Source organism: Aeriscardovia aeriphila, assembly GCF_002259595.1.
GTDB classification, from domain to species: Bacteria; Actinomycetota; Actinomycetes; order Actinomycetales; family Bifidobacteriaceae; genus Aeriscardovia; species Aeriscardovia aeriphila.
The window spans coordinates 154,624-177,686 of record NZ_MWWU01000001.1; the positions used below are offsets into that span (position 1 = coordinate 154,624).

A 23,063-nucleotide genomic window follows, 5' to 3' on the forward strand; every position below is an offset into this window, starting at 1 on the left:
TCGCCATTCTTCTTCCCCGTTTCTCCCCGTTTTTGAAAAGAGATAAACTAGGGCGAACAGATATCCTTCGCGATTGAAAATCTCTTCTGAGTCATCTCAGGAAGCTGTTTCAACGCAGAAACACGACGGGGAGGCTGCATGCCAAGTCATCACGTGCCCACACTTCGCGACGTCGCACGGCAAGCAGGAGTCTCTGTATCCACGGTTTCCAACTATCTGCGCGACTACCCGTATATGAGCGAGAAAACTCGTGATCGCATTGCCAACGCTATTAACTACCTGGGTTACGTGCGTAACGAGCAGGCCAGCAGCTTGCGCTCGGGCAAAACACACAACATCACATTGTGCGTTCCTGACCTTCGCCAGCCGTATTTCGGCCGTATTGCAGAGCAGATCATGGCAGCTGCTCGTTATCGCGGGTATTCCGTCATCGTTAAGTCGTCGACGTATTCGCGCCGCGAAGAGTTGGAAGTGCTCTCGCAGATGAGCTCTCACGCTTCTGATGGCTTGATTTTCAACCCGGTTGCTATGACGGAGGCGGATGTTCGCGCTTTTGCTGGCGATTATCCGTTGGTCATTTTGGGCGAGCGCATCTTCACCGCTCCGGCTCCTCATATTGAGATTGACAATACGGGTGGAGCGCGCGCGATGGTGAGGCATCTTCTTGCCAGTGGCAGGCGCAAGATCGCTGTTCTTGGCGGCTCTTTGGAGAAGCAAGCTACTTCTTCTCGTTCGTTGCGAACTCAGGGTTTTCTCGATGAGATGCACGCTCAAGGGGTGAGCGTTGACCCTTCGTTGATCATCCCTTGCAGTAGCTGGACGTTGTCGGAAGGTTGGTGGGCGGCGAAGGAGCTTTTCGAGTCGGGAGCGCGCCCCGATGCCATTTTTGCTCTCAATGATCCTCTGGCTATTGGCGCGATGAGTGAGTTGAAGGTGATGGGAGTTTCTATTCCTGACGACGTTCATGTCGTCGGTTTTGATAACTCGGATGATTCTGAGTATTTCAACCCTACTCTCACGACGGTGGACCCTCATTCTCAAGAGATTGCCACGAGAGCCGTTGATTCATTGATTTCGCAAGTGTATTCGGGTGTTCGCGCTCCCCATCGTCACGAGGTGGTGGAAAGCTCGCTTGTTTTCCGCGAGTCTTCCCCGGCAACTGATGCGGAAATGACGGATCAGAACGCTACGGCGGGCAAGGCATAATCCCAGCGACAGCATGAACGCTGAAGTGTAAGCCCATCACAGTGATTTTCACGATGATACTGCTTCTCTCCTCTCCTGCAGCGCAATCTTGAACGCTCAGGCTGGAGCGGCTTTCTTTCCAACTGGCGATATAACTGCTCACGGCAGAACATACACTGCTGCTCGCACGCAGACTTGCAGCAGTGACTTGCTGTTGGGCGTGTGCAAAGCGGGCGAGAGCGAGTGCGGAGACGTTTGCCATGCCTTGAGCTTGACGAAGTGTTGCGACCACACTGCCGACCATGCCTACGCCGACCATCATCACGACACAGCTGATAATCAGTGCTATGCCGACCACGGTTCCTGAGCCACGGTCAGTGGCGTGAAGGAGCCGGGAGATGCTTGTTATGGCTTGCTGTGACGTGCTTGCAGCTTGATAATCGGGGTGTTTCATGTCACCTCCTTCCCTAGATGTGGTGCTAGCTGGCGTTAGCTGTGTTGGCTTTCGTTGGCTGTTACTGACCTTTGTTGACTATCGCTAGTTTTCATTGACTGTTACCCGCTGTTAGCTGCCTACTGACTGGGCAAGGCGAGAGCATGACCTTCCACCGAGAAAGGCAGAAGTTGCAGAGGGCCTTGGCCAATAGGGCAGATCACGCTGATTGAGGTTGAGCCGTCGGATAGCTCGCGAAATGTTGTGCTCGCTGTTCCTACTGAGCGGATGATTGCCTGACGGGCGGCTTGAGAATCGTCATCTTGAGTGAGAACCCAGGCCGCTTTGTTCGCAGCATCTTGGCAGGTCACGCGCCTGGCACTGGCCGTACCTAACGCGATTATCAGGCCGATGAGAATGGCAATAGCTGGCAGTAGGACTGCAAATTCAGCAGTTACTGACCCACGATCGTACTGCTCGAGGCTGAATGTGCTGCACCGTACACACGCGTTATCCTGCTTGCAAGGCATTTTTCACCATCTCGCTGAGAATGTTTTTGATTGCGTCCGATTTGAGCACGAGCAACAGGATTCCTGCGAAACCGGTCGCCGCAACTAAAACAATGACGTATTCAGCTGTCATACTGCCCTTATCACGAGCAGTGATAATCTCCTGAAACTCGTGAGATGCGCGAAGAAACGCTTCGTCACAGTGGCGAGTGAGAGCGGATATGACTTTTTTCATGATTGTCCTTTCTGTTAAATGAGCTTGAGGTGAGCTTTATGTGAGCTTCGGGCAATGCACTGTGGGCATTGGATTTGTCACATACACTGCTGAACGCTGCAAAACAAGAGGCCTGCAGCAACGCCTGCCCCTCACGGTTAGAGAACCCCTGCAAATGCAGCGATTGTAGGGATGATGACCAGCACGATAAATGCTGGGAGAAAGCACAAGCCGATGGGCAAGAGAAGGTGGAGGGAAAGGTTGACTGAGTTGAGGTCAATCTGCTCCTTTACCTTCTGCTCCACAACGCGCGAAAGCCTAGCGAAACGGTGAACGCACGGTTCTCCGCGAATCCACGCACCTTCGCTCGTCTGCTGGAAGCGGCGCATCATGCTCTCCTCAGTGACGAAACAACAGGCAGCATTCCACGCCATTTTCCACGGGCATCCGCGTTGCAAGAACAGCCCAAGTTCGCGCAAAGGTTGAGCGCGAGCAGTGTGCCCGACGACGCTAAACGCTGCAGGAAGTGGCAGGCCAGCTTGTAAGCACAGGCGGATGAACTCAGCCAGCAGTGCAGCATCGGTGAGCCGCGTCATATCAAGGCTTTTCGCGGGTCTCATCAGCGCTTTCCACCGCCTAGTCTGCCGGTTTCCCCCATGCACACGGTCAGGAAGTGCGATCGCCGTTGGTTGGAAGAAGTCAGCCACTACTTTTCGCATCCACGATCTGCCGAGCACCATCAGCCCAGTTCCGATCAGAGCACAGATCAGGCCAGGAAGGCTGAGGTAGAACAGCAGCGGATTTGCCCCGATTCCGCCCGTCGTGAGCAGCACTGCGAAAGGCAGAATGAGGAAAAGTTTGATGGTCGCTTGCGGTAAAGCTTGGGCTTGCTTGAGCTTTTCCCTGCTTCTCTGCTCCAGATTTTCACTGCGCTCTAAGGCTTCCAACCCTGCAGCTGCAGGCACTCCGCTGTTTTCGCACAAGTCGAGGAGCATGAGAAGATGAGCCGCACAATCGCGGTATTCTTCTTCGCTCTGTGTGCCGGAACAGTAGGAGCGGATTGCTTCTTGCAACCATGTTTGAGGGATGCAATGGGCTGGCGGGTGCTGCCCTAAAGCTTGGAAGAGTGCCTCGCGTAGCGTACACCCAGAAAGCAGCGACGAGTGGATTTGCGCACACAAATCACCAGGAGTTCGCTCGATGGGTGTTGCTGCTCGCGAGCGCAGGTTTACTTGTTGCGTTACTTGCTTGGCGCCGGAAATGAGCGCGTGTATGGCGCGCAATCGCAGTGTTTTCGGCACAAACTGGGCTGCGGCAGAGTCGGCGGAAGGAATAGAGGCGGAAGCGACTGCAGCAGTGTCGAAAGAAACAGCGGCAGAAGAAGCCTTCGCGATGTGTACATTCGCGGTGTGCACGTGCGCGGTGCACGCATGCGCACTGCTACCGCTGCGTTTAGGTATTCTCATATGTCACTCTCCTTTTCACTGCCGTCGGGTCGATGGCGTTCGCCGCAGCAAGGTAACCGCTGAGCGAGCTGTACTGCTCGCTCGTTTTCTCACTCCAAATCGGCACTGCTTGAACGATGCCGTCAGGCGATAAACGCAGCCTGCCAATCTGGGAAATACGCCGTTTGCCTTTGCTTCTTTCCACATGGATTGCCATGTCAAAAGCGGCGCAACTGAGCAGTGAGGTTGTGCGAGGGTCGAGGCCTGCCAGCTGGCCTAAAGCAACCAAGCGCAAGGCAAGATGTTGAATGTCGTCGGCATGAATGGTGACGAAACCACCGCGGTGGCCCGTGTTAAAAGCCCTCAAGAGGTCAGCAATCTCCGCTCCTCGGCATTCGCCCAGAACGATGCGATCAGGCCGCATTCTCACCGTGGCGCGCACAAGCTGAGCTAAACTCACCTCTCCCTTGCCCTCAGAATTGGCGGGACGGGAAACTAAGCTCACGTAGTTTTCGCGGTGGGCTCCGCTCAGTTCCCGCACTTCTTCCACGCTGATAATCCGCTCGTTTGCGGGGCACATTTGTAGTAGTGCGCGTACCAGTGTGGTTTTGCCAGTTCCTGTTCCTCCCGAGATGATGATTGTTGAGCGTTTCATCACAGCGTCCCGGATCGCCTGCGCAACAGATTCTGAGCAGAAACCACGAGCTATGAGCCCGTCAAGATCAATGTTTCCGCGCGGTGGAATGCGTATGGAGATGCTCGCTCCGCCCACGACGAGAGGTGCAAGAACTGCGTGCACGCGCAATCCACTGGTCGCGCAGGCATCCGCGATGGGTGAAGAGTCGTCGAGGCGCACTCCCAGTTGTGCGCACAGGTGGATTGCGTATTCGCGGACGAGTTGTGGGCTGGAGAAGGGGATGCGCACGTGCATTCTCTGCATTCCATCACCGCAATCTGCCCACACGGAACCGTCGGGAAGAACCGCAATATCAGTGATTTCTGGCCGAGCCGCGAGGTCGCGCAAGGGGCCCAATTCTATGCCGTCGTCAGTACTGCCCGCGCTAGCCGTTGCGTAGCACAACTGATCACTGGCCGTTCCGCTGGCCTGTTCACCGTGCAATTCACTGCGCAGCATCCTGCTCACCCGCCTTCTCCTCAACCAGCCCGCGGCGACGCACACCCTCGAGGAGCGCCTCAAGCACCGCACACGCCATCTGTTGCAGACACGCTGAAGGGTGCAGCCCTGTTCCGCGCTGCATATTCCTGGAAATCTTGGCCTCCCAATTGAGCTTCCCCAGGCAGGGCAAAGCCAGCCATTCTTCGGCGTCCTTGACGTTGACTTGCGCGCTGCCGCCTCGAGGAGAACAGGCCACAAAGCCTGCTGGCGGGGAAAACTTCTCATGCGCAAGTACCCCTCTCATACGCGCGCAGGCCAGAATACTGAGAGGCAGAAGCTCCACGCGCGTGATGCTCACTCTCGCTTCATCGCCCGCATTGCGCACCAGCACAGGAGCTTCATGCGCAGTTCCCGCATCGATGATCAGCACACTGAAAGCCCGCGTCAGCGCAGCATAAACAGCCTCTTTTTCCCAAGGGTTCTCGATAACTCCATTCCACGGGTCGGCAGAGAGGACGGCTACAGATTTCCACCGCGGCAATTGCACCGCTAAAGCCTGATAATCTAGGGTTCCCAAGGGCGCTTCCAGCCCACTCCAGCGCAGGCCTTTCTCCTGCTCAATGCCGAGGAGCACATCAAGGCCTCCGTTGCGAGGGTCTCTGTCAACCAATGCGACAGAAGAAGTGAATTGCCGGGCAGCCAGGGCAAGCAAAGCCGCGAAAGTGCTCGTTCCTACTCCTCCGCAGGGAGAGGACACGAGTATGCACACCGTGTGCTGCGCTTCGTGAGGCGAAGCCGGTGGAGTTGTGAGCTGAGCATGAGCTCGCCAGAGGGGTTGTTGTGTTCGCATGCCTTGAGTGTGACAGAGAAGAAAGGGGCGAACAGAAATTTTTTCAAACTGTGGATAACTTTGAAAACATGTGAAAACAGAAGGAAAACGTGCGCTAGCCTTGAGCAACACACTTAACACTATCTTACGCTCAAAGCAGGCTGGTAAGGAAAATACTTACCTACCTCACCCTTGAGCGTATTTGCCCGATCAGCTCGACAGGCCTTGAAAAACTTGCAATAATAGGGGTTACAAGGAAAAGTTCAGAGAGCAGAAACCCCACAAGTAGTAAACCTACGCGAAGGTTATTACGTTGGGCGGATTGAAAAAGAACACGAAACTTACCGCTGCAACGATGGTGTTGTGGATTGAGCACTGCTCCATTAAGTAACTTCCTTGGAGGGGAGGTTCCGAACTAGGCGGAACCTCCCCTTTTCCATGCTGAAAATCTCAAGAAATACCCTCGCAACAAAAACGCGTACCTCAGCCATAAGCCCAGCAACACCAAAAGCGCGAAAATAAGCCAAAAACCGGCGCGAAACCCGTTTCACAACACGAAACATAAATTGCCTGCCTATCTCCTACACTAGAAAGCATGGCGCAGATGTACAACGAACCAACGAAGGCAGAGCTCCGCGAACTCATCGCAGAGCATATCGCAGAAAAGCACGGTGCTGAGAAGGCACGCGAGGAACTCGGCTTGGGCGAAAACCAACTCGTCGAGGGCCACCCGCTGCTCGAAAAGCCGCTGCCCGAACGTCGTTTTTACGACCGTGAGCTCAGCTGGCTTCTCTTCAACAACCGCGTTCTTGATTTGGAGAAGGATAAGAGCGTTCCTCTGCTGGAGCGCGCCTTGTTCGGCTCTATCTTCGCGTCCAATTTGGATGAGTTCTTCATGGTTCGCGTGGCAGGTTTGAAGCACCGCATCGAAATGAACATTGCTGTTCCTTCCCCTGCAGGCCTCTCCCCACGCCAGCAGTTGCATGCCATCTCGCAGATGAACCATCAACTGCAGCAGGATCATGCTCGTTATACGCTCAACACTTTGTTGCCAGAACTGGAGAAGGAGAATATTTCCCTCCTGCGCTGGAATGAGCTGACTATTGCCGAGCAGGAAATTCTCTCCCAGTTCTTCAAGCGTCAAGTTTTCCCTGTGCTCACTCCTTTGGCAGTAGACCCTGCGCACCCGTTCCCGTACATCTCTGGTAATTCGTTGAACTTGGCTGTTATTGTGCAGAATCCACAGTCGGGCAAGTCGCATTTTGCTCGCGTGAAGATCCCGGATAACATGCCTCGTTTGGTGCCTGTGGAGGACCGTACCGACACGAATACGGCCGATCCGAAGAACCAGCATTACGCCTTTATCACGATGGAGAACTTGCTCGTTGCCCATCTGGATGCACTTTTCCCAGGGATGATCGTCAAAGAGGCTCGTTCCTTCCGTGTCACTCGTAATGAGGATATTGACCTGGAAGAGGACGATGCTGATAATCTTTTGAATGCCTTGGAGAAGGAGCTTCGTCAGCGTCGCTTCGGATTACCAATCCGCTTGGAGTTGAACGAGAATACTTCTCCCTTCCTGTCGAACCTGCTCGCCCAGCAGCTGGGTGTTACACAAGACGAAATTTATCGTCTTCCTACCCCGCTGGACCTCACCTTCCTCTCCGAGTTGCGCGGCTCGGTGGATCGTAGCGACCTCAAGTACAAGCCGTATATTGCTCCAACAAACCGTCAGATTGCTGGTATGAAGACGGCTGGCTCGTCTGAATCGGATATTTTCGCCGCTATTCGCGAGGGCGATGTGCTGTTGCACCACCCGTACGATTCCTTCCAGACTTCCGTCGTAGCCTTCTTGCAGCAGGCTGCAAGCGACCCGAACGTGCTGGCAATCAAGCAGACTATTTACCGTACGTCTGGTGATTCGGCCATCATCAACGCTCTGATCGATGCAGCTACTGCAGGAAAACAGGTTCTCGCTCTCGTCGAGATTAAAGCTCGCTTTGATGAGGAAGCCAATATTGCTTGGGCGCGCAAGCTCGAACATGCAGGCGTGCACGTCGTCTACGGCATTGTTGGTTTGAAGACGCATTGCAAGCTTTCGCTCGTCGTGCGCAAGGAAGGCAATCAGCTGCGTCGCTATTGCCATGTGGGAACAGGTAATTACAACCCGAAGACGGCTCGTCTGTACACCGATCTGGGAATCCTCACCTGCGATCCCGTCGTCGGTCAAGATCTCACTCGCCTGTTCAACCAGCTTTCTGGCTATGCTCCACGTGAAACCTTCCACAGGCTGCTCGTGGCTCCTCGCACCATCCGCCCAGGCTTGATCGAGCGTATTCGCCGTGAGGAGAAGGCAGCTCTCGCTGGTAAGGAAGCCTGGATCAAGATCAAGGTCAACTCTTTGGTCGATGAGAAGTGCATTGATGAGCTGTACCGCGCTTCTCAAGCTGGTGTGAAAATCGATTGCGTCGTACGCGGTATTTGCTCTATTCGCCCGGGCATTCCTGGTCTGTCAGAGAATATCCGCGTTCATTCCATTCTGGGACGTTATTTGGAGCATTCCCGCATTTTCGCCTTTGCTAACTCCAACGGTCCACAGATTGATGAAGGCCCTGAGCATGGCCCCGAAGTGTGGATTGGCTCTGCCGACATCATGCACCGCAATCTCGATAGGCGTGTGGAAGCTCTGATCCGCATCACCGATCCTCATCAGGCTCAGGAGCTGATCGACTATGTGGATGAGCAGATTTCTGACTCCACGTCGAGCTGGCGTGAGAAGTCGGATGGCACGTATGAGCGCGTGACTACCGATAAGGAAGGGAACCCTCTGCAGGATTCTCAGACCGTTGAAATGCATAACCACCTGCATCCACGTCACTGAGAGGTAAGGCTGCTGCGCATGAGCAAGAAGAACGATAAATCCTCGCATGATATCGTCTGGGCTGCAGGGTGCGTGGTCTGGCGTCGTATCCAGTCCGCCCCTGCGGCGCAACAGCCTCATACCGACCAGGGCACCGCTGGAAAGCCTGCTGCTGCAACTTCAGCGGCTTCTGCAGCCGCTCAGGTCGCACAACCTCAGAGCGCAGCTCAAGCCGCAACCGCACAGCCGCAGGCCGCAGCTCAAGTCGCAACCACACAACATCAGGCCGCAGCTCAGAACACAACAGCGAAGCCAGCCTTGACTGCGCGTCAGCTTGCTCAGTACGGCCCGCGACCCCAGCCGGATATTTCCCAGTTAAATAAGCGCCAGCGCGTGGTCTACGCCATGAATGATTTCGCCCTGGATGCGCAGGATATGAAGGCTTTGGCCGTTTCTGCGGCTCAGACCAGTGATAATCAGAAGCGTTTGCGTGCGGAAAACTACCAGCCTGATTTCGACGTCATGACCGATGTGGACGGCGTAGGCATGCGCTCTCACTCGGGCTTGGCGAACAACCCGCATATTCCGATTTATTCGGATATTCAGCTGCCTCGCGACGTGGAAATCTGCCTTATTCACCGCAGAAAGTACGACGACTGGGGGCTTCCGAAGGGCAAGAGTGACAAAAATGAGTCTCTGGCTCATACGGCTGTTCGCGAAACTATGGAGGAGACAGGCATTCCAGTTCGCCTCGGCCCTCTGGTGGGCTGCGTGGGCTACCCCATCGACGAGGTCAAGAAGCATGGGAAAGCCAGCCGAAAGCTCGCCTCTGCTCAAACAACCTCTTCCGAGCCGCTGGAGATTGCCAGAACCTATCGCAAACAAGTGGTGTATTGGATGGGCGAGCCACTCAGCCCGGCCGCTCACGCGCAACGCGAACTGGCTTTAGGCGGCCCGATTACCAAGGATGAAGAGGCAGATGAACTGGTGTGGATGCCTCTCGCCGAGGCCATGAACCGCCTGTCTTACCCATCCGACCAGCAGATTATGCAGAACTTCGCCTACCTGTGGGAGCTCGGAGCCGGAGATGCGGGAACTGTTCTGCTGCTGCGCCACGGCACGGCTCAGTCGAAGAAGCACTGGCATTATGCCGATTCTCAGCGCCCGCTCACCCCTGTCGGCGCTGCTCAAGCATGTGGTTTGGCACCTGATATTGCCGCTTTTGCGCCATCTCGCTTGTTGACCTCGCCTGCTCGCCGTGCACGCCAGTCGCTGTTGCCGTACTCGCTGGAAACTGGCTTGACCTTGCAAGAGTGTAACGAGTTGACACCGGAGGCGACCGCTCACGATTCTCACGCTGGCCGCGAGTTCTTGGTGAAGGTGATGCGTGAAGCGCAGAAAGCCCACGAATGTGTCGTTGTGGAAACGCATAAGCCTGTGATCGTCAAAATGATGAAGCTGTTGCGCAGGTCGGCGGTGAGCAATACCTCGCAGTCACTGGCAGATGATGGTTTTGTTGAGTCCGGCGCAGGATTAGCACTGACGGTTCGCACTAGCTCGTCCGGAAAGCCCGAAGTGATTGATTCCTTCGAGATTTTCCCGACTCTGTACTGAGCGAAACCACAGTTGTACTGAATGAAACCCGCGGTTGCACTGAGCGTTGTCCTCAGCGAAAACCGCGTTTAATAACGCATTATCATTTTATTCCCGCACATACGCTACTGGCTGAGTAGAGAAATTACGGGTAGTGTGCCTGCCTATACTGAGCACACAGCACGGGAACACTACTTGGCGGTAAGCCGGAAGTAATTACCGCAAGTAACGAGAGCACATAAGAAGCACCTGAGCCGTGCACGCACAACGAAGGAGGGAGCATGAGCACAGCTACGTCTCAACCGCGTTCTGCATCAACTCCTGCGCGCTCTTCGCAGCACGGCGCCAAGCCTGGTGCTCAGCCCAGCACCCAGCCTAACAGTAAGAAAGCCGCTGCTCGCGCCCGCTCACGATGGGCATCGCCCGCACTCGTATGGGGAACCGTGATCGTTTCCTTCTTCGTGTTGCTGGCTCTCCTTGCACCTGTTTTCACACTGATCACCGGCAACGACCCATACCAGGAGCACCGCGAACTGCTCGGCTCTTCTTCCGTGCCAACCGGTTTTGGCGGCGGAATTTCCGCACAACACTGGTTTGGCGTCACGCCTTTGCGCGGAGTTGACGTGTTCTCCATCGTCTCCTACGGCGCTCAAGTATCCCTGGGTATTGGCCTCGCCTCTACCGTTATTTCCACCCTTCTCGGTTTGGCAATCGGCCTGCTCGCTGGCTACTTCCCTGGTGTTGTAGACGCGCTGCTGTCGCGAACAATGGATGTTTTCTTCGGCTTCCCGTTCTTGATTTTCGCCATCGCACTCTCGGCAGTCATCCCGTCTTCCTTCCCTCGCCCACTCCTGCTCATCTTGGTGTTGGGCTTCTTTGGCTGGCCAGGAACCGCCCGCCTGATGCGCGCGCAAACGCTGACCTTGCGCGAGCGCGATTACACGACGGCCGCTCTCGTCATGGGTGCCAGCCCGTGGCATATTTTGCGCTACGAAATCCTGCCAGGCCTCCTGCCTCTGTTGATTGTTCGTACAACTTTGGCTATCCCGGGTCGCATCGGTTCAGAGGCAGCTTTAAGCTTCTTGGGTGTGGGCATTAACCCGCCAACACCGTCGTGGGGTCGCGCCATTTCTGACGCAGTGAATTGGGCTTTGGTCGACCCCATGTACCTGATTTTCCCTGGTATGGCGCTCTTCCTCGTCACCTTTGGCTTTAACCTGTTGGGCGACGGATTATCAGATGCCCTTGATCCACGAAAGGGGGAGAAAGCATGAGCACCTTCGCTTCTTCCCCACTGGCACGTACGCTGTGGTACATCCTCAAGCGCACCGTTCAAGCACTTGTGGTGATCATTCTCATTGCCATCGCGCTCTTCCTCGTTTTCTACATGCTTCCGGCAAACCCAGCTCAGCTTTCGTGCGGTAAGCCGTGCACCCCCGAGCAGTTGCAGCGCGTCTCCGCCTTCATGGGCACTGATCAGCCGTGGTATGCGCAGTTGGGCGCTTATATGCTCGGCATTTTTACTGGTCGTACTTTTGGTTCCGGAGCTTCTGCCGTGGTGTGCAGCGCTCCATGCTTGGGTTATTCGTTCCGCTTGAGCACTCCAGTCACCACTTTGATCGCTCAGCGCTTCCCCGTCACCGCATCGATTGCCATTGGTGCAGCTGTGCTGTGGATGCTTGTGGGCGTGAGCACGGGTGTTCTGGCTGCTGTGAAGCGTGGAACGTGGGTGGATCGCCTGCTCAATGCTCTTTCCAGCATTGGTATTTCGTCGCCAAGCTACCTGATTGGCCTGCTCGCCATCATCGTTTTCGCCATTGAACTGCCGCTCTTCCCTTCCTCGGGCTATGTTGCTTTCAGCACGAACCCGTTGGAATGGTTGCAGCACATGCTCTTGCCATGGCTGGTTCTGGCTTTGCTCAATGCTGCAGGCTACACGCGCATCACTCGCGCTCAAATGGTGACGGAACTCGAGCAGGATTACATTCGTACCGCACGCTCGAAGGGTGTGCCAGAGCGTCGCATTATTGGTGTGCACGCTTTGCGCAATGCTCTTCTGCCTGTGATGACACTGTTCGGCCTGGACCTGGGTGCTCTTCTCGGTGGCGCTGTGCTCACCGAAAAGGTATTCTCCATGCAGGGTTTGGGCATGCTTCTTCTTGATTCGGTGACGAATTTGGACCTCCAAGTGCTGGTGGGCTCCACTCTCTTCGCCGCCGCGCTCGTCATTATTGCTAATCTCATCGTCGATATCTGTTATTCCTTGCTCGACCCTCGGGTCACGCTCGGCCACTGACTTTCCGGCACAAAGTCACCCGTTGCGGCGCTTTTGCGGAACACAGAAAAGGACATCGCCGATGGAGGATAATGCCTCGGCAACTGCCAACCGGCATTTATCAGACCATAGATCACCGGGCTGCCACAGCCACCACAACTGAAACCGTTGCAACAAGCCGCAACAGTTGCAACACCAGTTGCACCTCGACTGTGACCGGCCCTGATCAGGAAAATAAGGAAAGCATATGAAGAAGAAATCTCTGGCGCTGACCGCCGTTGCTGCACTCACTACTCTGAGCTTGGCACTGGCAGGTTGCGGCTCTTCGGCAACTGGCTTAGGCGGGGCAAACGCTTCCAACGGTTCCAGCACTCAAGCAGCCGCTACGAAGGGCGGCACCCTCACCGTTTTGACAGCAGGAACGAGCATCAACCTCGATCCCGCTTCCAGCCAGAACCTCGCTACCACAACTGGTGGCGTCATTCACCGTCGTTTAAACGAGTGGAAGGTGAGCAAGAATGGTGACGCCCAGCTCGTTCCTGACCTCGCTACTAACACAGGTAAGCCCAGTGACAACGGTAAAGTCTGGACTTTCACTCTCAAGAAGAGTGTGAAGTTCTCCAATGGCCAGCCAGTCACTTCCAAGGACGTCAAGTGGGGGCTCGAACGCTCCTTTGCTGACACCTTCTCGGGAGGCTTGAGCTACCATAAGCAGCTGCTCGAAGGTGCTCAAGATTATCACGGCCCATTTGAAGGCCAAGAGCTCAACTCAATTGAGACACCAGATGATCAGACCATCGTCTTCCATTTGAACCAGCCTTTTGGTGAGTTCGACTGGGTGGCTTCTTTGATTTCCTTCTCTCCCGTTCCCTATGGTGAAGGAAAGAATAAAGATTATGGCACTACTCCTGTCACCACTGGCCCTTATGAGGTGAAAAGCAACGTTCCTGGACGCGAATTGGTGATGGTTCGCAACAAGTATTGGGATGCTTCGACTGATTCTGTGCGTAAGGCTTACCCGGATTCCATTGTTTACAAGATGAGCCAGGATACTTCTGTTGCTGCCCAGCAGATTATGGCTGGTTCTGGTGAGGGTAAGACGAGCATGTTGGGCGACCTTGTTCCTCCTGCTCAGCTTGCTCAGGCTCAGGCTAACCCTGCTCAAAAGGCTCTGTTGGCTACTTCTGGCGATGGCGCTTTGGAATACTTGGCGATTAACAATGAGCGCGTGAAGGATAAGCGCGTTCGAGAGGCCATTCTCTACGCAACAGACCGTGAGGCTTACCGTACTGCAGCTGGTGGCGAGATCGCCGGTGGTTACGCCAGCACTCTCATCACTCCTGGTATTTCTGGCCGCGAGCAGTATGACTTGTACAAGCCAGGTAAGACGGGCGATGTGAAGAAAGCAAAGGCTTTGCTCGCCGAGGCTGGCAGCTCGAAGCTCAACCTCACTTTGGTGGCCACCTCTTCCCAGACGGAGAAGGCTTCCGCAATTCAGACGGCTTTGAAGCGCGCTGGCATCACGGTGACAATCAAGACGTTGGATAGCACCGTCTACTCCGATACGGTGAGGAACGCTGGCGACTTCGACTTGGCTATTAGCTCCTGGCAGCCTGATTTCCCAAGCCCTTACGCCAACATTGCCCCACTCTTCAACTCCTCCCAGATTGGCAATGGCAATATGAACGAGTCCCACTACAACAACCCTGAAGTGGACAAGCTCATCGCTCAGGCCACTGGCACTGTTGATAAGGCGAAGGCTTTGAAGCTGTGGGCTGAGGTCGATAAGCGCATCATGGAGGATGTTCCTGTGGTTCCGCTGATCTACTCGCACAACACCTTCCTGCGTGGCTCCAAGGTGGCGAACTTCATGATCGGCACCTTCCCGGCTTACCCGGATTACCTGGTGGTCGGCCTTTCCAAGTGAAAGCGCTGAAACCGATACCTCAATTCGCTGGCCAGTCAGTTGGCTGGTGAACTGGCGTCAATAACTCAGTCGGTGAGCAGTAACTGAGTTGGTAAAACTAGGCCGCTCGGCTTGTCGCGTAGTGAGCTACGCCGGCGCGCTGAGCGGCTTATTCTTTGAGTAGCACAACAACAACACATGCTGGTAATCTTGAGGAATTTTGTAAGATTACCAGTACCCAGAAGAGGAGTGACATGGCCACAGATAGCACGCGCGAGCCTTTGCTCACTGTTTCCCACGTGTCGATTGGTTTTGACGGCACTCCAGTCACTCACGACGTTCACTTTTCCCTGTTCCCCGGCACGATTACCGCGCTGGTCGGAGAGTCGGGTTCCGGCAAGTCGGTGTCGGCGATGGCGCTGGCCCATCTTGACCCTTCCCAAGCTGAGGTTTCCGGCCAGGCTTTTCTTGGCAGCAACACGACGCTCAATATTTTGGACAATACGCTTGATCAGGCGAGTTTGCAGAAGTTGCGCGGCGGCCAGATCGGCGTGGTTTTCCAAGAACCGATGACGGCGTTCAACCCTTTGATGACTTTGGGCAAGCAGGTGGAGGAAAGCTTGATCTACCACCAGCCCAAGCTGAGCAAGCAGGAGCGCAAAGAGGCTGTTTTACACGCTTTTGAGGCGGTTCGCTTGCCGCAGCCGGAGCGTATTTTCACTGCTCATCCTCATGAACTTTCTGGTGGCCAGTTGCAGCGTGTGATGATTGCGATGGCGATTATTAATAATCCTTCGATTATCATTGCTGACGAGCCGACGACCGCCTTGGATGTGACGACGCAAAAGGCGATTTTGCAGCTGTTGGAGGGCCTCGCGCGCGAGCGTCACCTGGCGATCTTGATTATCACGCACGATATGGGTGTGGTGTGGGAAGCTGCTCAGTACGTTTATGTGATGCAAAAAGGCCGCATTGTTGAGGAAGGCAGCACGCGCCAGATTTTCACTGCGCCAACTCACCCGTATACGCGTATGCTGCTGGACGCTGTGCCGAAGCTGACTGTCGACAGCGAGAGCGAGGCCAGCCCCACCGCCGACTCTCAAGCTCCAGCTCTCGTCCAGCTCGAGCACGTGTCACTGTCGTATTCTCACCGCGCACAGGCCAAGCTCGCGCTCCACGACATCTCCCTGCGCATCGGCGCAGGGGAAACACTCGCGCTCGTCGGAGAGTCAGGCGCGGGCAAAACCACTATCGGCAAGGTGATTTCTGGGCAGCTGACCCCACAACAGGGAACCGTGCTCATCGGCGGTGATAATCTTGCGGGATTGAAAGGAAAGAAACTTCGCCAGGCGCGCTCCTCTATCGGCTTTGTATTCCAAAACTCAAGCTCGGCGCTCGTACCGACCAAAACGATTGGCTGGTCGATTGCCGAACCGCTGCTCGTTGAGGAGAGCCTGGGTGGCACGAAGCTGAGCAGCCAGCAGAGGCGCGAGCGTGTGGAAGAGCTGATGAAGCATGTGGGTTTGGACCCTGCTCTCGCCTCTCGCTTCCCCTACCAGCTTTCTGGCGGCCAGCGTCAGCGCGTGGGTATTGCTCGAGCGATCGCGTTGCGCCCGAAGCTTCTCATTGCTGATGAGCCGACGAGTTCGCTAGATGTGACCGTTCAAAAGCGCGTACTGGATCTGTTGCGCACGCTTCAGCAGGAGTATGGCTACGCTTGCTTGTTCATCACGCATGATCTGGGCATTGTGCAGGAGGTTGCGCATAATCTCGCCGTCATTAAGAGTGGTGAGATTGTGGAGCAGGGCAGCGTTTCTGAGGTTCTTGCTCACCCTCGCCATGCGTATACTCGTACTCTGTTGGATGCTTCTCCGCGCATCGACATCAGCGCACGCTAACTTCAGAAGCTGAACTTCACAGTGTTAGCTTCTGGCCCGTTACTTCAGGAGGAAGTTCATGCCAGTTCGCCCGGTTTCTCAGGCTTTTGACGCTCATCGTACGGGTTCTACTCGCCCTGCGCGCCCAGCTCAGCTCGATGATGTTCAGTTGAACCAGATGGGTTCTGGTTTGAGCCCTGAGCAAGTATCGGAAATGAGCCACCAGTCTGCCTTAGCTTTACTGCATCGCGTTCATGAGTCGAAGGATCCTGCTCTTGTCACGCGCGTGCTGACGGTGGTGGAGAATGAAGGCTTGGATATTATCGCCGAGTTGTGGGAGAAGTCCGAGCCGGAAACTCTTCCTGGCATGATGTGGCGTTTGTATACCTTGCGCTTGTGGATGCGCCAGAACCCGGAGTCTCTGTCGCGTTTTTGGCGTTTGGGTGAGCCTGTGGTGGGTGCTGCGTCGGCGATTACCGGCATTGATGAGGCTCCTACTGCTGAGAATATTGCTGCTACTGCCGACTCTATTTTGGCTGGCGCTTTTGTGGGTGATTTTTCGGTCGCTTTGCAGCGTGCTTCTGCTTTCGTCATGATTGAGGCTGCTGGAATGGACCTGTTGGCTGCTCGTGAGGCTCATGAGTTACCTGAGCTTGAGGAGCGTCGCTTGGCTGATAGTGACACTCGCCGTCGAATGGCTCATATTTCTGCTTTGCGTGCTACTGCTTCTCGTTTGGCGCAAACTGGTAAGGATTTCCGTTCTGGTGCTGCTCTGTGGAAGCAGGGTAAGTTGGAGTAGCACTCAAGATTATCACTGCGCTTCATCAGTTCTGCCGCTACTACTTCGTGCTGCGCTCTTCGCTTCGCTGTGCTGAGCTGCGTGCTTGAGGTGTGAGTTGATGAGGTGTTCTGCTCGCCACACCGGACACGCACAGTATGGCAGGAGTGTCGCTCTCGCGCTGAGCGCAATGCACTGTTTTGAGCTGTAACCGTGTATGCTGTTAATCGCGTCGAGTCGTAGTCAACTCCGGGCTCCATTTTTTGCCGCTACGAGCGGCCTTTGCGCCGACAGGCGTGTTGCGGCTCGACGTTTCCTTTCATTGCTCTTTATTTTCCGCTGATTTTGCGCATGTTTACTTGGCGAAATCCGATCTGCGCGTATACTAGTAGCCGATGCCCCTTTAGCGCAATTGGTTAGAGCAGCGTCCTTTTAAGTCGTAGGTTGTGGGTTCGAGTCCCACAGGGGGCACTATTTATTTTCCTTTTCTGCAAAGATGCAGGATGATCGTTTGGATTCTGCAAATGAGATCCAAAATTCATTGGCTGTGAGCTGCAATTGAGAGCAGTATTTTGAAAAATAACACGCTGTTATTCCGCCGCCTGTCACAAGGAATACCAGGCGTTTCCCCCACTTCTATGAGACGGTACTTCAGCATACTGTAAGCTATCACATGGGGAAACCCACAAAAGATGGGTAGTGTTGCAGCACTACCCACCTGAAACATTATCGCTCCCGAACAGAGCAAAGACAGTCAGAAGGTAACCAGCCTGCTGACCGATAACCACAGACACACTGTAAAGCACAATGAGACTGCAAGTCCATTGTGCCACACAGTGTGTCCATTTTTGATAACCATCGTGTTATCAGGAGGGAGTGCACTGCCATGAACAATGGTGCACAAAAATTAAACCAACATATCTTTCAACCACAGATATGGAATGGTATTTCCTGTTCCGCGCAATACAAGATCCCACGTATCTATGCCAGTGATGTGATTCCGCAGGCAATGATTCCTTTTAGCATAGCGTTGAATCCACATTGCCATGAATATAACGCCTTTGTATGCTTTTACGAAGACGACTATAAATTTGAAAGATTTTGGAAGACTCCTGAACGATATCTACCACGTCTTCGTCAATTTGCTGGTGTTATTTCTCCTGACTTCAGCACATACCAAGGCATGCCAATCCCTTTTCAAGAGTTCAATATCTTACGCAACTATGCTCTTGGCGCTTGGCTGCAGCAAATCCAAGGATTTCGTGTTATTTGTAATGTGCGGACAGGTGACTCCGAAATAATCCCTCTTGCATTGGATGCAGCACCACAGCATAGCGTTATATCGATTGGTGCTCATGGCAACCTCAAACCAAAGGACAATCGTGATCCGTTCTTCATCGGTCTAACATGTGCAATTGAGAAGCTTGAACCTTCCGCAATTCTCATTTATGGCACCGATTGCTACGACGTCTTTTCTCTCGTTCAATCTTCAGGAATCCCGCTCTATTTCTATCCTCCTCGTCAGCAGCTTGCCCATCTTCATAGGGATATCGGAGGTCTGAAATGACAAGCAAACCCCTGACAAATATTTGGATGATTTACCCCGAGAGCACAGAAGATTTATCCAATAGGTTGATTCACGGAATAGATAGCCATCTCAACGACGGAGCACAAAGAAAGCACATACTCGGAATGATTAACTTCACAACTGCCAATGCTCAGTCTGTAACTTTAGACCACAGACTAAAAAGCATGTTCACTGGCAGCCTCCGAGATGCTCAACAGCTCATTAACCAATATGGCGGAACTGGAGAATATAAAGGAACCCGAGGTGAAGATGTCGACTGTGAACGAGTCATAGGCTATTGGTTTAGCGTACGGGATAGTTGCTACTACCCAACTACATACGGAACGATTCATTACAGCAAGCGATCTGGAACTCATATTGTTCCTGCAAAACCAAGTCAGTTCCGAAATGAATAGAATGAAGCTAACTCAGGAAGAAGGCCAAGGAGGGTCTCCTATGCGTTACGAACATATCGAAGAATATTGGACCGTCGACATTCTCACCCGTTATGCGCGCGAACATGAAGAAGAACTGCTTACGTTTACTTACCCGGATGGCGAATCATTTTCCTCTGTTTTCATGGACTGTGACGATGCAGATAATTCAGACGATTACCCTACCGATGATCCTCACTATGAAACCTACTGGGAGCTTGAGTATGCGGTGAAAACTCTCTTCCAAGAAGGCCCCCATACTGCACATGGGTGGAACCTCGTCTTCGTGAACTACCATGATATGCCATCTCAAGTGGTCAATTCTCAAGGTAAGAGGATTTTCCCTCCTTCAGCAGCAGAGCAGAAAAAGATCGCTGAAATGATCGAGCAAGAGAACGCTGCCAATACAGCAGATGAGGAAACTGTGCCGTCGCACTTCTTCTACAACCACGAGGAGGAGGACTACACGACGGATATTCTCTTCTCTTACTCTCACGCTCACCTGGATTACCAGTTGACCTTTGAATATGCCACGGGAGAGAAGTATCGCTGCACCTATCTGACGTCATACGATTCCCAAACGACTGACGACAACGACTATTATGAGCTCGTCTACCAGGTAGATGACGTCATTTCGCTGGGACCTCACGCTTTTGGCGACGACCCGAAGAAGCTTTTCATCACCGTTAACTACATGGATATGCCCCAACAGGTCACCTCGCAGACAGGTCGAGTTCTGTTCCCAATCTCCTCTGATCGCCATGGAGAAGGATTAAACATCCCCGATTATTCGAATGAAAGACACGATATTCCAAGAAATGTCAGTATTTTCAATGGCGATGAGAAAACTGCTCAGTACATGATCAACGAAAAGGCAGGGTATGGAACGAGATTGTCACGAACGAGAGAACTCGCTTCTTACCCTCAATATGTTGGTATGTGGGTTAATCAACACACCTGCGGAAAGCGGTTATCCCACCAAGGCATCATTCACTACTCCGATCAGGGAACGTGGATTGTGCCTGCCGAGCCGTTGAACCCGGTTATCCTCGATCGCATGCCATAAACGCCTTCCTGAACTACCTCCTGGCAAAATCGAACTCGAGGCAAGGTAGACAAGGCATCAGCTATTCGTTTCGTGCGAACGATTAAGCTGCATATACAACGATCCCCGATTAGCATTGCTGTTAATCGGGGATTACTTTCTTTTATTGAGATTCTCGGCTAGCGAGAATGAATCATTTCCTGCTCAGACCGAGCGCTCGAGGTTAACTGCGAGTCAGCACTTCTGCAAGAGCAGCGATGACCGTAGACGGCATATGCGACTTCCAAATAGGCGGCTCACCCGCAACCTGCTCGCGCGTATTATCTCTCTCCAAAGCAGCAAAAGAGGCCAGAGCACCCACACCAAAACGAGAGATCTCATTCATCGCAAGGTCCTTCGTCAAAGTGTTAATCTTGGCGCGATTGAGAACATCAAAAGCGTCAGAAACGAGCGGGTTAGTGGCAATCTTGAGGCCTGGAAGGTCGACGTCCAGCTCGGCCGAGCTCGCCACCGCCTCACAGCTGACCAGCAAGCTCAACGTGCGCTCGTCATAGGAAGCGTGAGCAGCCACTTCAGAACGCTGGCCAGAAGCGTTGGTCGCATAGGCTCGAATTTGCTCAAGATTATCAGGGCGAGCGACGCCACGAACGCACACACTCCAGTTGCGCGAATCGGGGAGGATGCCAGCCTGCTGCTGCGAGGAGAACTGCGGGGAAGAAACGTGGAAAGTGCCAGCCTGCCAGTTCCACGTCAAGCGAGTACGCGCGGTGTGAATCTGGGAGGAATCGGGCTGGTAAATGCCGTCGTCTTCCACGAGCTCAAACGAGCCAGAAGCGCCAGGTATCAGTAGAACTTCCAGCGCGCGAGGGTTCGACGTGCCCGCCTGCAAAGCCTGAGCAGTGTCAGGCAGAAGCGGCAGAACGGTGCCAGAACGGGCGAAAACAGGAATCTGGTTGAGCGGGCGGAATACGCGAAGATGGCGAGCCTGAGGTGCCTCGTAAGCGCGGCCGGTGAAAATGTCGAACCACAGGTGAGGTGCGGAGGCTTCGGTAGTGGTAGAAGCGTCAATGTGGGAAGTGTCGCCAGCAGCAGCATCCTTGGGTATGATCGCACCCTTCGAATCGGCTTCGCGCAGCATTTCGCCGCTCATCACCGGAGCGTTATCACTGGCAGCAGGCAGCCACACCTGAGCAGAACCCATACCCGTGAACTCGTCAGCAGGGTCAACAATCGGGGCGACGAGAAGCTGAGTACCAAAGTAGAATTCGTCGTGGAAAGCGTAAGCCTCAGGGTCAGAATGCACCCAATACAGCGGCTCGACCACAGGAAGCCCAGCCTCATGCGCACGCCAATTCATCGAATACAGGTACGGCAGCATGCGCTGGCGGAAGCGCAGCGCAGCGCTCATCGAAGAGCGAGCAGGCTCGGCGAAGGAGCGAGGATCTTTGGTCAGGAAATCAGAGGCGGAGCTGTGCAGCCTGTTAATCGGGCTGAAAGTACCGAGCCAGAACCAGCGCGCTTCCAACTCGTCATCGCGCGTTCCCAACATATGCCCGCCGATGTCATGGCTCCACCAGCCGTAGCCCACATTCGAGGCTGTAGCAGTGAAGTACGGTTGGAATTTCAAGGAATCCCACGAAATCACTGTGTCACCAGAGAAGCCAACCGGGTAGCGGTGGGAGCCGACTCCCGCGTACCGCGAGAACGTGAGTGGCCAGTGGCCATCCCTGCCCGAATCGCAGTAGTGAGCGTGGTCGAGCATCCACAGAGGGTCAAGCCCCGGTTCGCGCGAAAGTGAGCCTTGCTGCCAGTCGATCCACCAGAAGTCAACACCCTGCTTTTCCAAGCGATGATGCATATGCATCGATGTGCGCAAGAACAGCGGGTCAGCGATGTCGAAATTCACGGTTGCGCCGCTATCCGGGTCGATGCCCATAGCTTGCGCGGCTTCAGCATAGCCGTCTTCGAAGCTGCGGTAGCCGTCGCGAGGGTGGTCGTTGAGGGTGACGTGCATTCCCATGTCATGCAGGCTCTTGAGGAAGGCGGGAGGGTCGGGGAACAGCTCTTTGTTCCACGTGTAACCAGTCCAGCCGTGGCCATACTGCGCTGGGATATCAACGAGGTGCCAATCCATGTCGAGAACAGCAACGCTAAATGGCAAGTTCTCTTCACGGAAACCGCGCATCAGCTGCTCGTATTCGCTCTGTGAGTAGCGGTAGTACCGGCTCCACCAGTTGCCCAGAGCCCAGCGTGGCAGCAGTGGCTGAGGCCCAGTCAGGCGGTAGAGGTCCTGCACGGCGCTGGCGTACTCATTTCCATGCGCGAAAATGTAGATGTCGGTTTCTTGGTGGCTGCGCGGGGTGAGCCATACGCCGTAAGGGTTTGCCTTGCCTTGGCTTGGCCCGTCAGGGATGGTGGGCATGTCACGCCACACGTTGGAGTGCGAGTCGTCGATAACTGCCCAGCCGTGGCGGGAAGCAACGCCCTTGTCGAGCGTGGTTGCGCCGTCGCATTGGTCGAGGGTGCGCGCTGTTCCGCCGAGGTTTCCGTTGTGGTCACCATCGCCGTAATGCCAAATTCGGTAGTGACTGGTCGATCTTTTTGCTGCAACGCTCAGGCCTTCAGAGCTGAAAGGCTTTTTGTTGTAACTCAGTGTCAGTGCTGGGGTTTCGATGACCACGAGATTATCACTGTTATGTGTCACGTGAAACTTTGGAGTACGGCCGAAGCTGCGGTTCATTACAATCTGCGTAGCGTGGTCTTCAAACAGGCCTGATTCCGACCATTCCACGCGCACGAGCGCTTCGGAGAGAATTCCAATGCGCCAGTGCTCGCCTTGGATAACGGTCTCCTCATTCATCTGCGGGGTGGCCGAGGCGAGGTAAGAGCGCAGCACATCGTTTGCTGGGACACCTTTGTTCTCGTTCATATTCATGCGTTCTATCTTGGCATGCACGGTGAAAATCTAAAGATGTTCGTGTTGAGGCAACTGGCCA

Annotated in this window: 18 protein-coding genes and 1 tRNA gene; 12 read left to right on the plus strand and 7 right to left on the minus strand. The window is 54.3% G+C overall.

Features of this window, described 5'->3' with window-relative positions:
• Positions 1-138: 138 nt before the first annotated feature.
• A complete protein-coding gene (locus tag AEAE_RS00655; protein WP_094689249.1) occupies positions 139-1,206 on the plus strand; it encodes a LacI family DNA-binding transcriptional regulator in 1,068 nt (355 codons plus the stop codon).
• On the opposite strand, the gene AEAE_RS00660 is transcribed toward AEAE_RS00655, so the two are convergent.
• The 6 genes from AEAE_RS00660 to AEAE_RS00685 form a co-directional block, all read right to left on the minus strand.
• Positions 1,187-1,639 carry a hypothetical protein gene (locus AEAE_RS00660; protein ID WP_094689250.1) on the minus strand — a complete coding sequence of 151 codons (453 nt, stop codon included), beginning with the start codon at positions 1,637-1,639 and terminating at the stop codon, positions 1,187-1,189. The two genes, AEAE_RS00655 and AEAE_RS00660, sit on opposite strands and share 20 nt — an antisense overlap.
• A gap of 119 nt (positions 1,640-1,758) precedes the next feature.
• Complete coding sequence (locus tag AEAE_RS00665; protein WP_094689251.1) at positions 1,759-2,148, minus strand: TadE/TadG family type IV pilus assembly protein; 390 nt, start codon at positions 2,146-2,148, stop codon at positions 1,759-1,761.
• Complete coding sequence (locus AEAE_RS00670; RefSeq protein ID WP_094689252.1) at positions 2,129-2,362, minus strand: DUF4244 domain-containing protein; 234 nt, start codon at positions 2,360-2,362, stop codon at positions 2,129-2,131. The genes AEAE_RS00665 and AEAE_RS00670 overlap by 20 nt, the downstream gene beginning before the upstream one ends.
• A gap of 137 nt (positions 2,363-2,499) precedes the next feature.
• Positions 2,500-3,807 (minus strand): hypothetical protein, encoded by a 1,308-nt coding sequence (locus AEAE_RS00675; RefSeq protein WP_094689253.1) that lies wholly within the window; start codon positions 3,805-3,807, stop codon positions 2,500-2,502.
• Positions 3,794-4,921: a TadA family conjugal transfer-associated ATPase gene (locus AEAE_RS00680; RefSeq protein ID WP_218841042.1), complete on the minus strand. Its 1,128-nt coding sequence runs from the start codon at positions 4,919-4,921 to the stop codon at positions 3,794-3,796. Before AEAE_RS00680 ends, AEAE_RS00675 begins: the two co-directional genes overlap by 14 nt.
• The gene (locus AEAE_RS00685; RefSeq protein ID WP_148139928.1) at positions 4,908-5,753 is read right to left on the minus strand and encodes a nucleotide-binding protein; all 846 of its coding nucleotides are present in this window, start codon (positions 5,751-5,753) and stop codon (positions 4,908-4,910) included. Before AEAE_RS00685 ends, AEAE_RS00680 begins: the two co-directional genes overlap by 14 nt.
• A gap of 574 nt (positions 5,754-6,327) precedes the next feature.
• Between AEAE_RS00685 and AEAE_RS00695 the strand changes: the two genes are divergently transcribed.
• From AEAE_RS00695 to AEAE_RS00745, 11 genes are all read left to right on the plus strand, one after another.
• Entirely contained in the window at positions 6,328-8,613 is a 2,286-nt protein-coding gene (locus tag AEAE_RS00695; protein WP_094689256.1) for an RNA degradosome polyphosphate kinase, read from the plus strand.
• 18 nt (positions 8,614-8,631) lie between these two features.
• Entirely contained in the window at positions 8,632-10,206 is a 1,575-nt protein-coding gene (locus AEAE_RS00700; protein WP_094689257.1) for an NUDIX hydrolase, read from the plus strand.
• Between the two features lie 260 nt (positions 10,207-10,466).
• Positions 10,467-11,459 (plus strand): ABC transporter permease, encoded by a 993-nt coding sequence (locus AEAE_RS00705; protein WP_094689258.1) that lies wholly within the window; start codon positions 10,467-10,469, stop codon positions 11,457-11,459.
• Positions 11,456-12,481, plus strand: coding sequence for an ABC transporter permease (locus AEAE_RS00710; protein ID WP_094689259.1), 1,026 nt, complete (start codon positions 11,456-11,458; stop codon positions 12,479-12,481). The genes AEAE_RS00705 and AEAE_RS00710 overlap by 4 nt, the downstream gene beginning before the upstream one ends.
• Positions 12,482-12,707: 226 nt before the next feature.
• On the plus strand, positions 12,708-14,387 hold the full coding sequence (locus AEAE_RS00715) for an ABC transporter substrate-binding protein (protein ID WP_094689260.1): 1,680 nt from the start codon (positions 12,708-12,710) through the stop codon (positions 14,385-14,387).
• Positions 14,388-14,620: 233 nt separating this feature from the next.
• Entirely contained in the window at positions 14,621-16,264 is a 1,644-nt protein-coding gene (locus AEAE_RS00720; RefSeq protein ID WP_094689261.1) for a dipeptide ABC transporter ATP-binding protein, read from the plus strand.
• A 58-nt stretch (positions 16,265-16,322) separates the two neighbouring features.
• Entirely contained in the window at positions 16,323-17,042 is a 720-nt protein-coding gene (locus AEAE_RS00725) for a hypothetical protein (RefSeq protein ID WP_094689262.1), read from the plus strand.
• Positions 17,043-17,418: 376 nt separating this feature from the next.
• Positions 17,419-17,492 (plus strand) — tRNA-Lys (locus AEAE_RS00730).
• A 415-nt stretch (positions 17,493-17,907) separates the two neighbouring features.
• Positions 17,908-18,588: a DUF4417 domain-containing protein gene (locus tag AEAE_RS00735; RefSeq protein ID WP_094689263.1), complete on the plus strand. Its 681-nt coding sequence runs from the start codon at positions 17,908-17,910 to the stop codon at positions 18,586-18,588.
• Between the two features lie 26 nt (positions 18,589-18,614).
• On the plus strand, positions 18,615-19,004 hold the full coding sequence (locus AEAE_RS07035; protein WP_420809220.1) for a polymorphic toxin type 50 domain-containing protein: 390 nt from the start codon (positions 18,615-18,617) through the stop codon (positions 19,002-19,004).
• A 40-nt stretch (positions 19,005-19,044) separates the two neighbouring features.
• On the plus strand, positions 19,045-20,088 hold the full coding sequence (locus tag AEAE_RS00745; protein ID WP_158520446.1) for a polymorphic toxin type 50 domain-containing protein: 1,044 nt from the start codon (positions 19,045-19,047) through the stop codon (positions 20,086-20,088).
• A gap of 202 nt (positions 20,089-20,290) precedes the next feature.
• On the opposite strand, the gene AEAE_RS00750 is transcribed toward AEAE_RS00745, so the two are convergent.
• Positions 20,291-22,996 (minus strand): glycoside hydrolase family 31 protein, encoded by a 2,706-nt coding sequence (locus AEAE_RS00750; RefSeq protein ID WP_244569570.1) that lies wholly within the window; start codon positions 22,994-22,996, stop codon positions 20,291-20,293.
• Between the last annotated feature and the right edge of the window lie 67 nt (positions 22,997-23,063).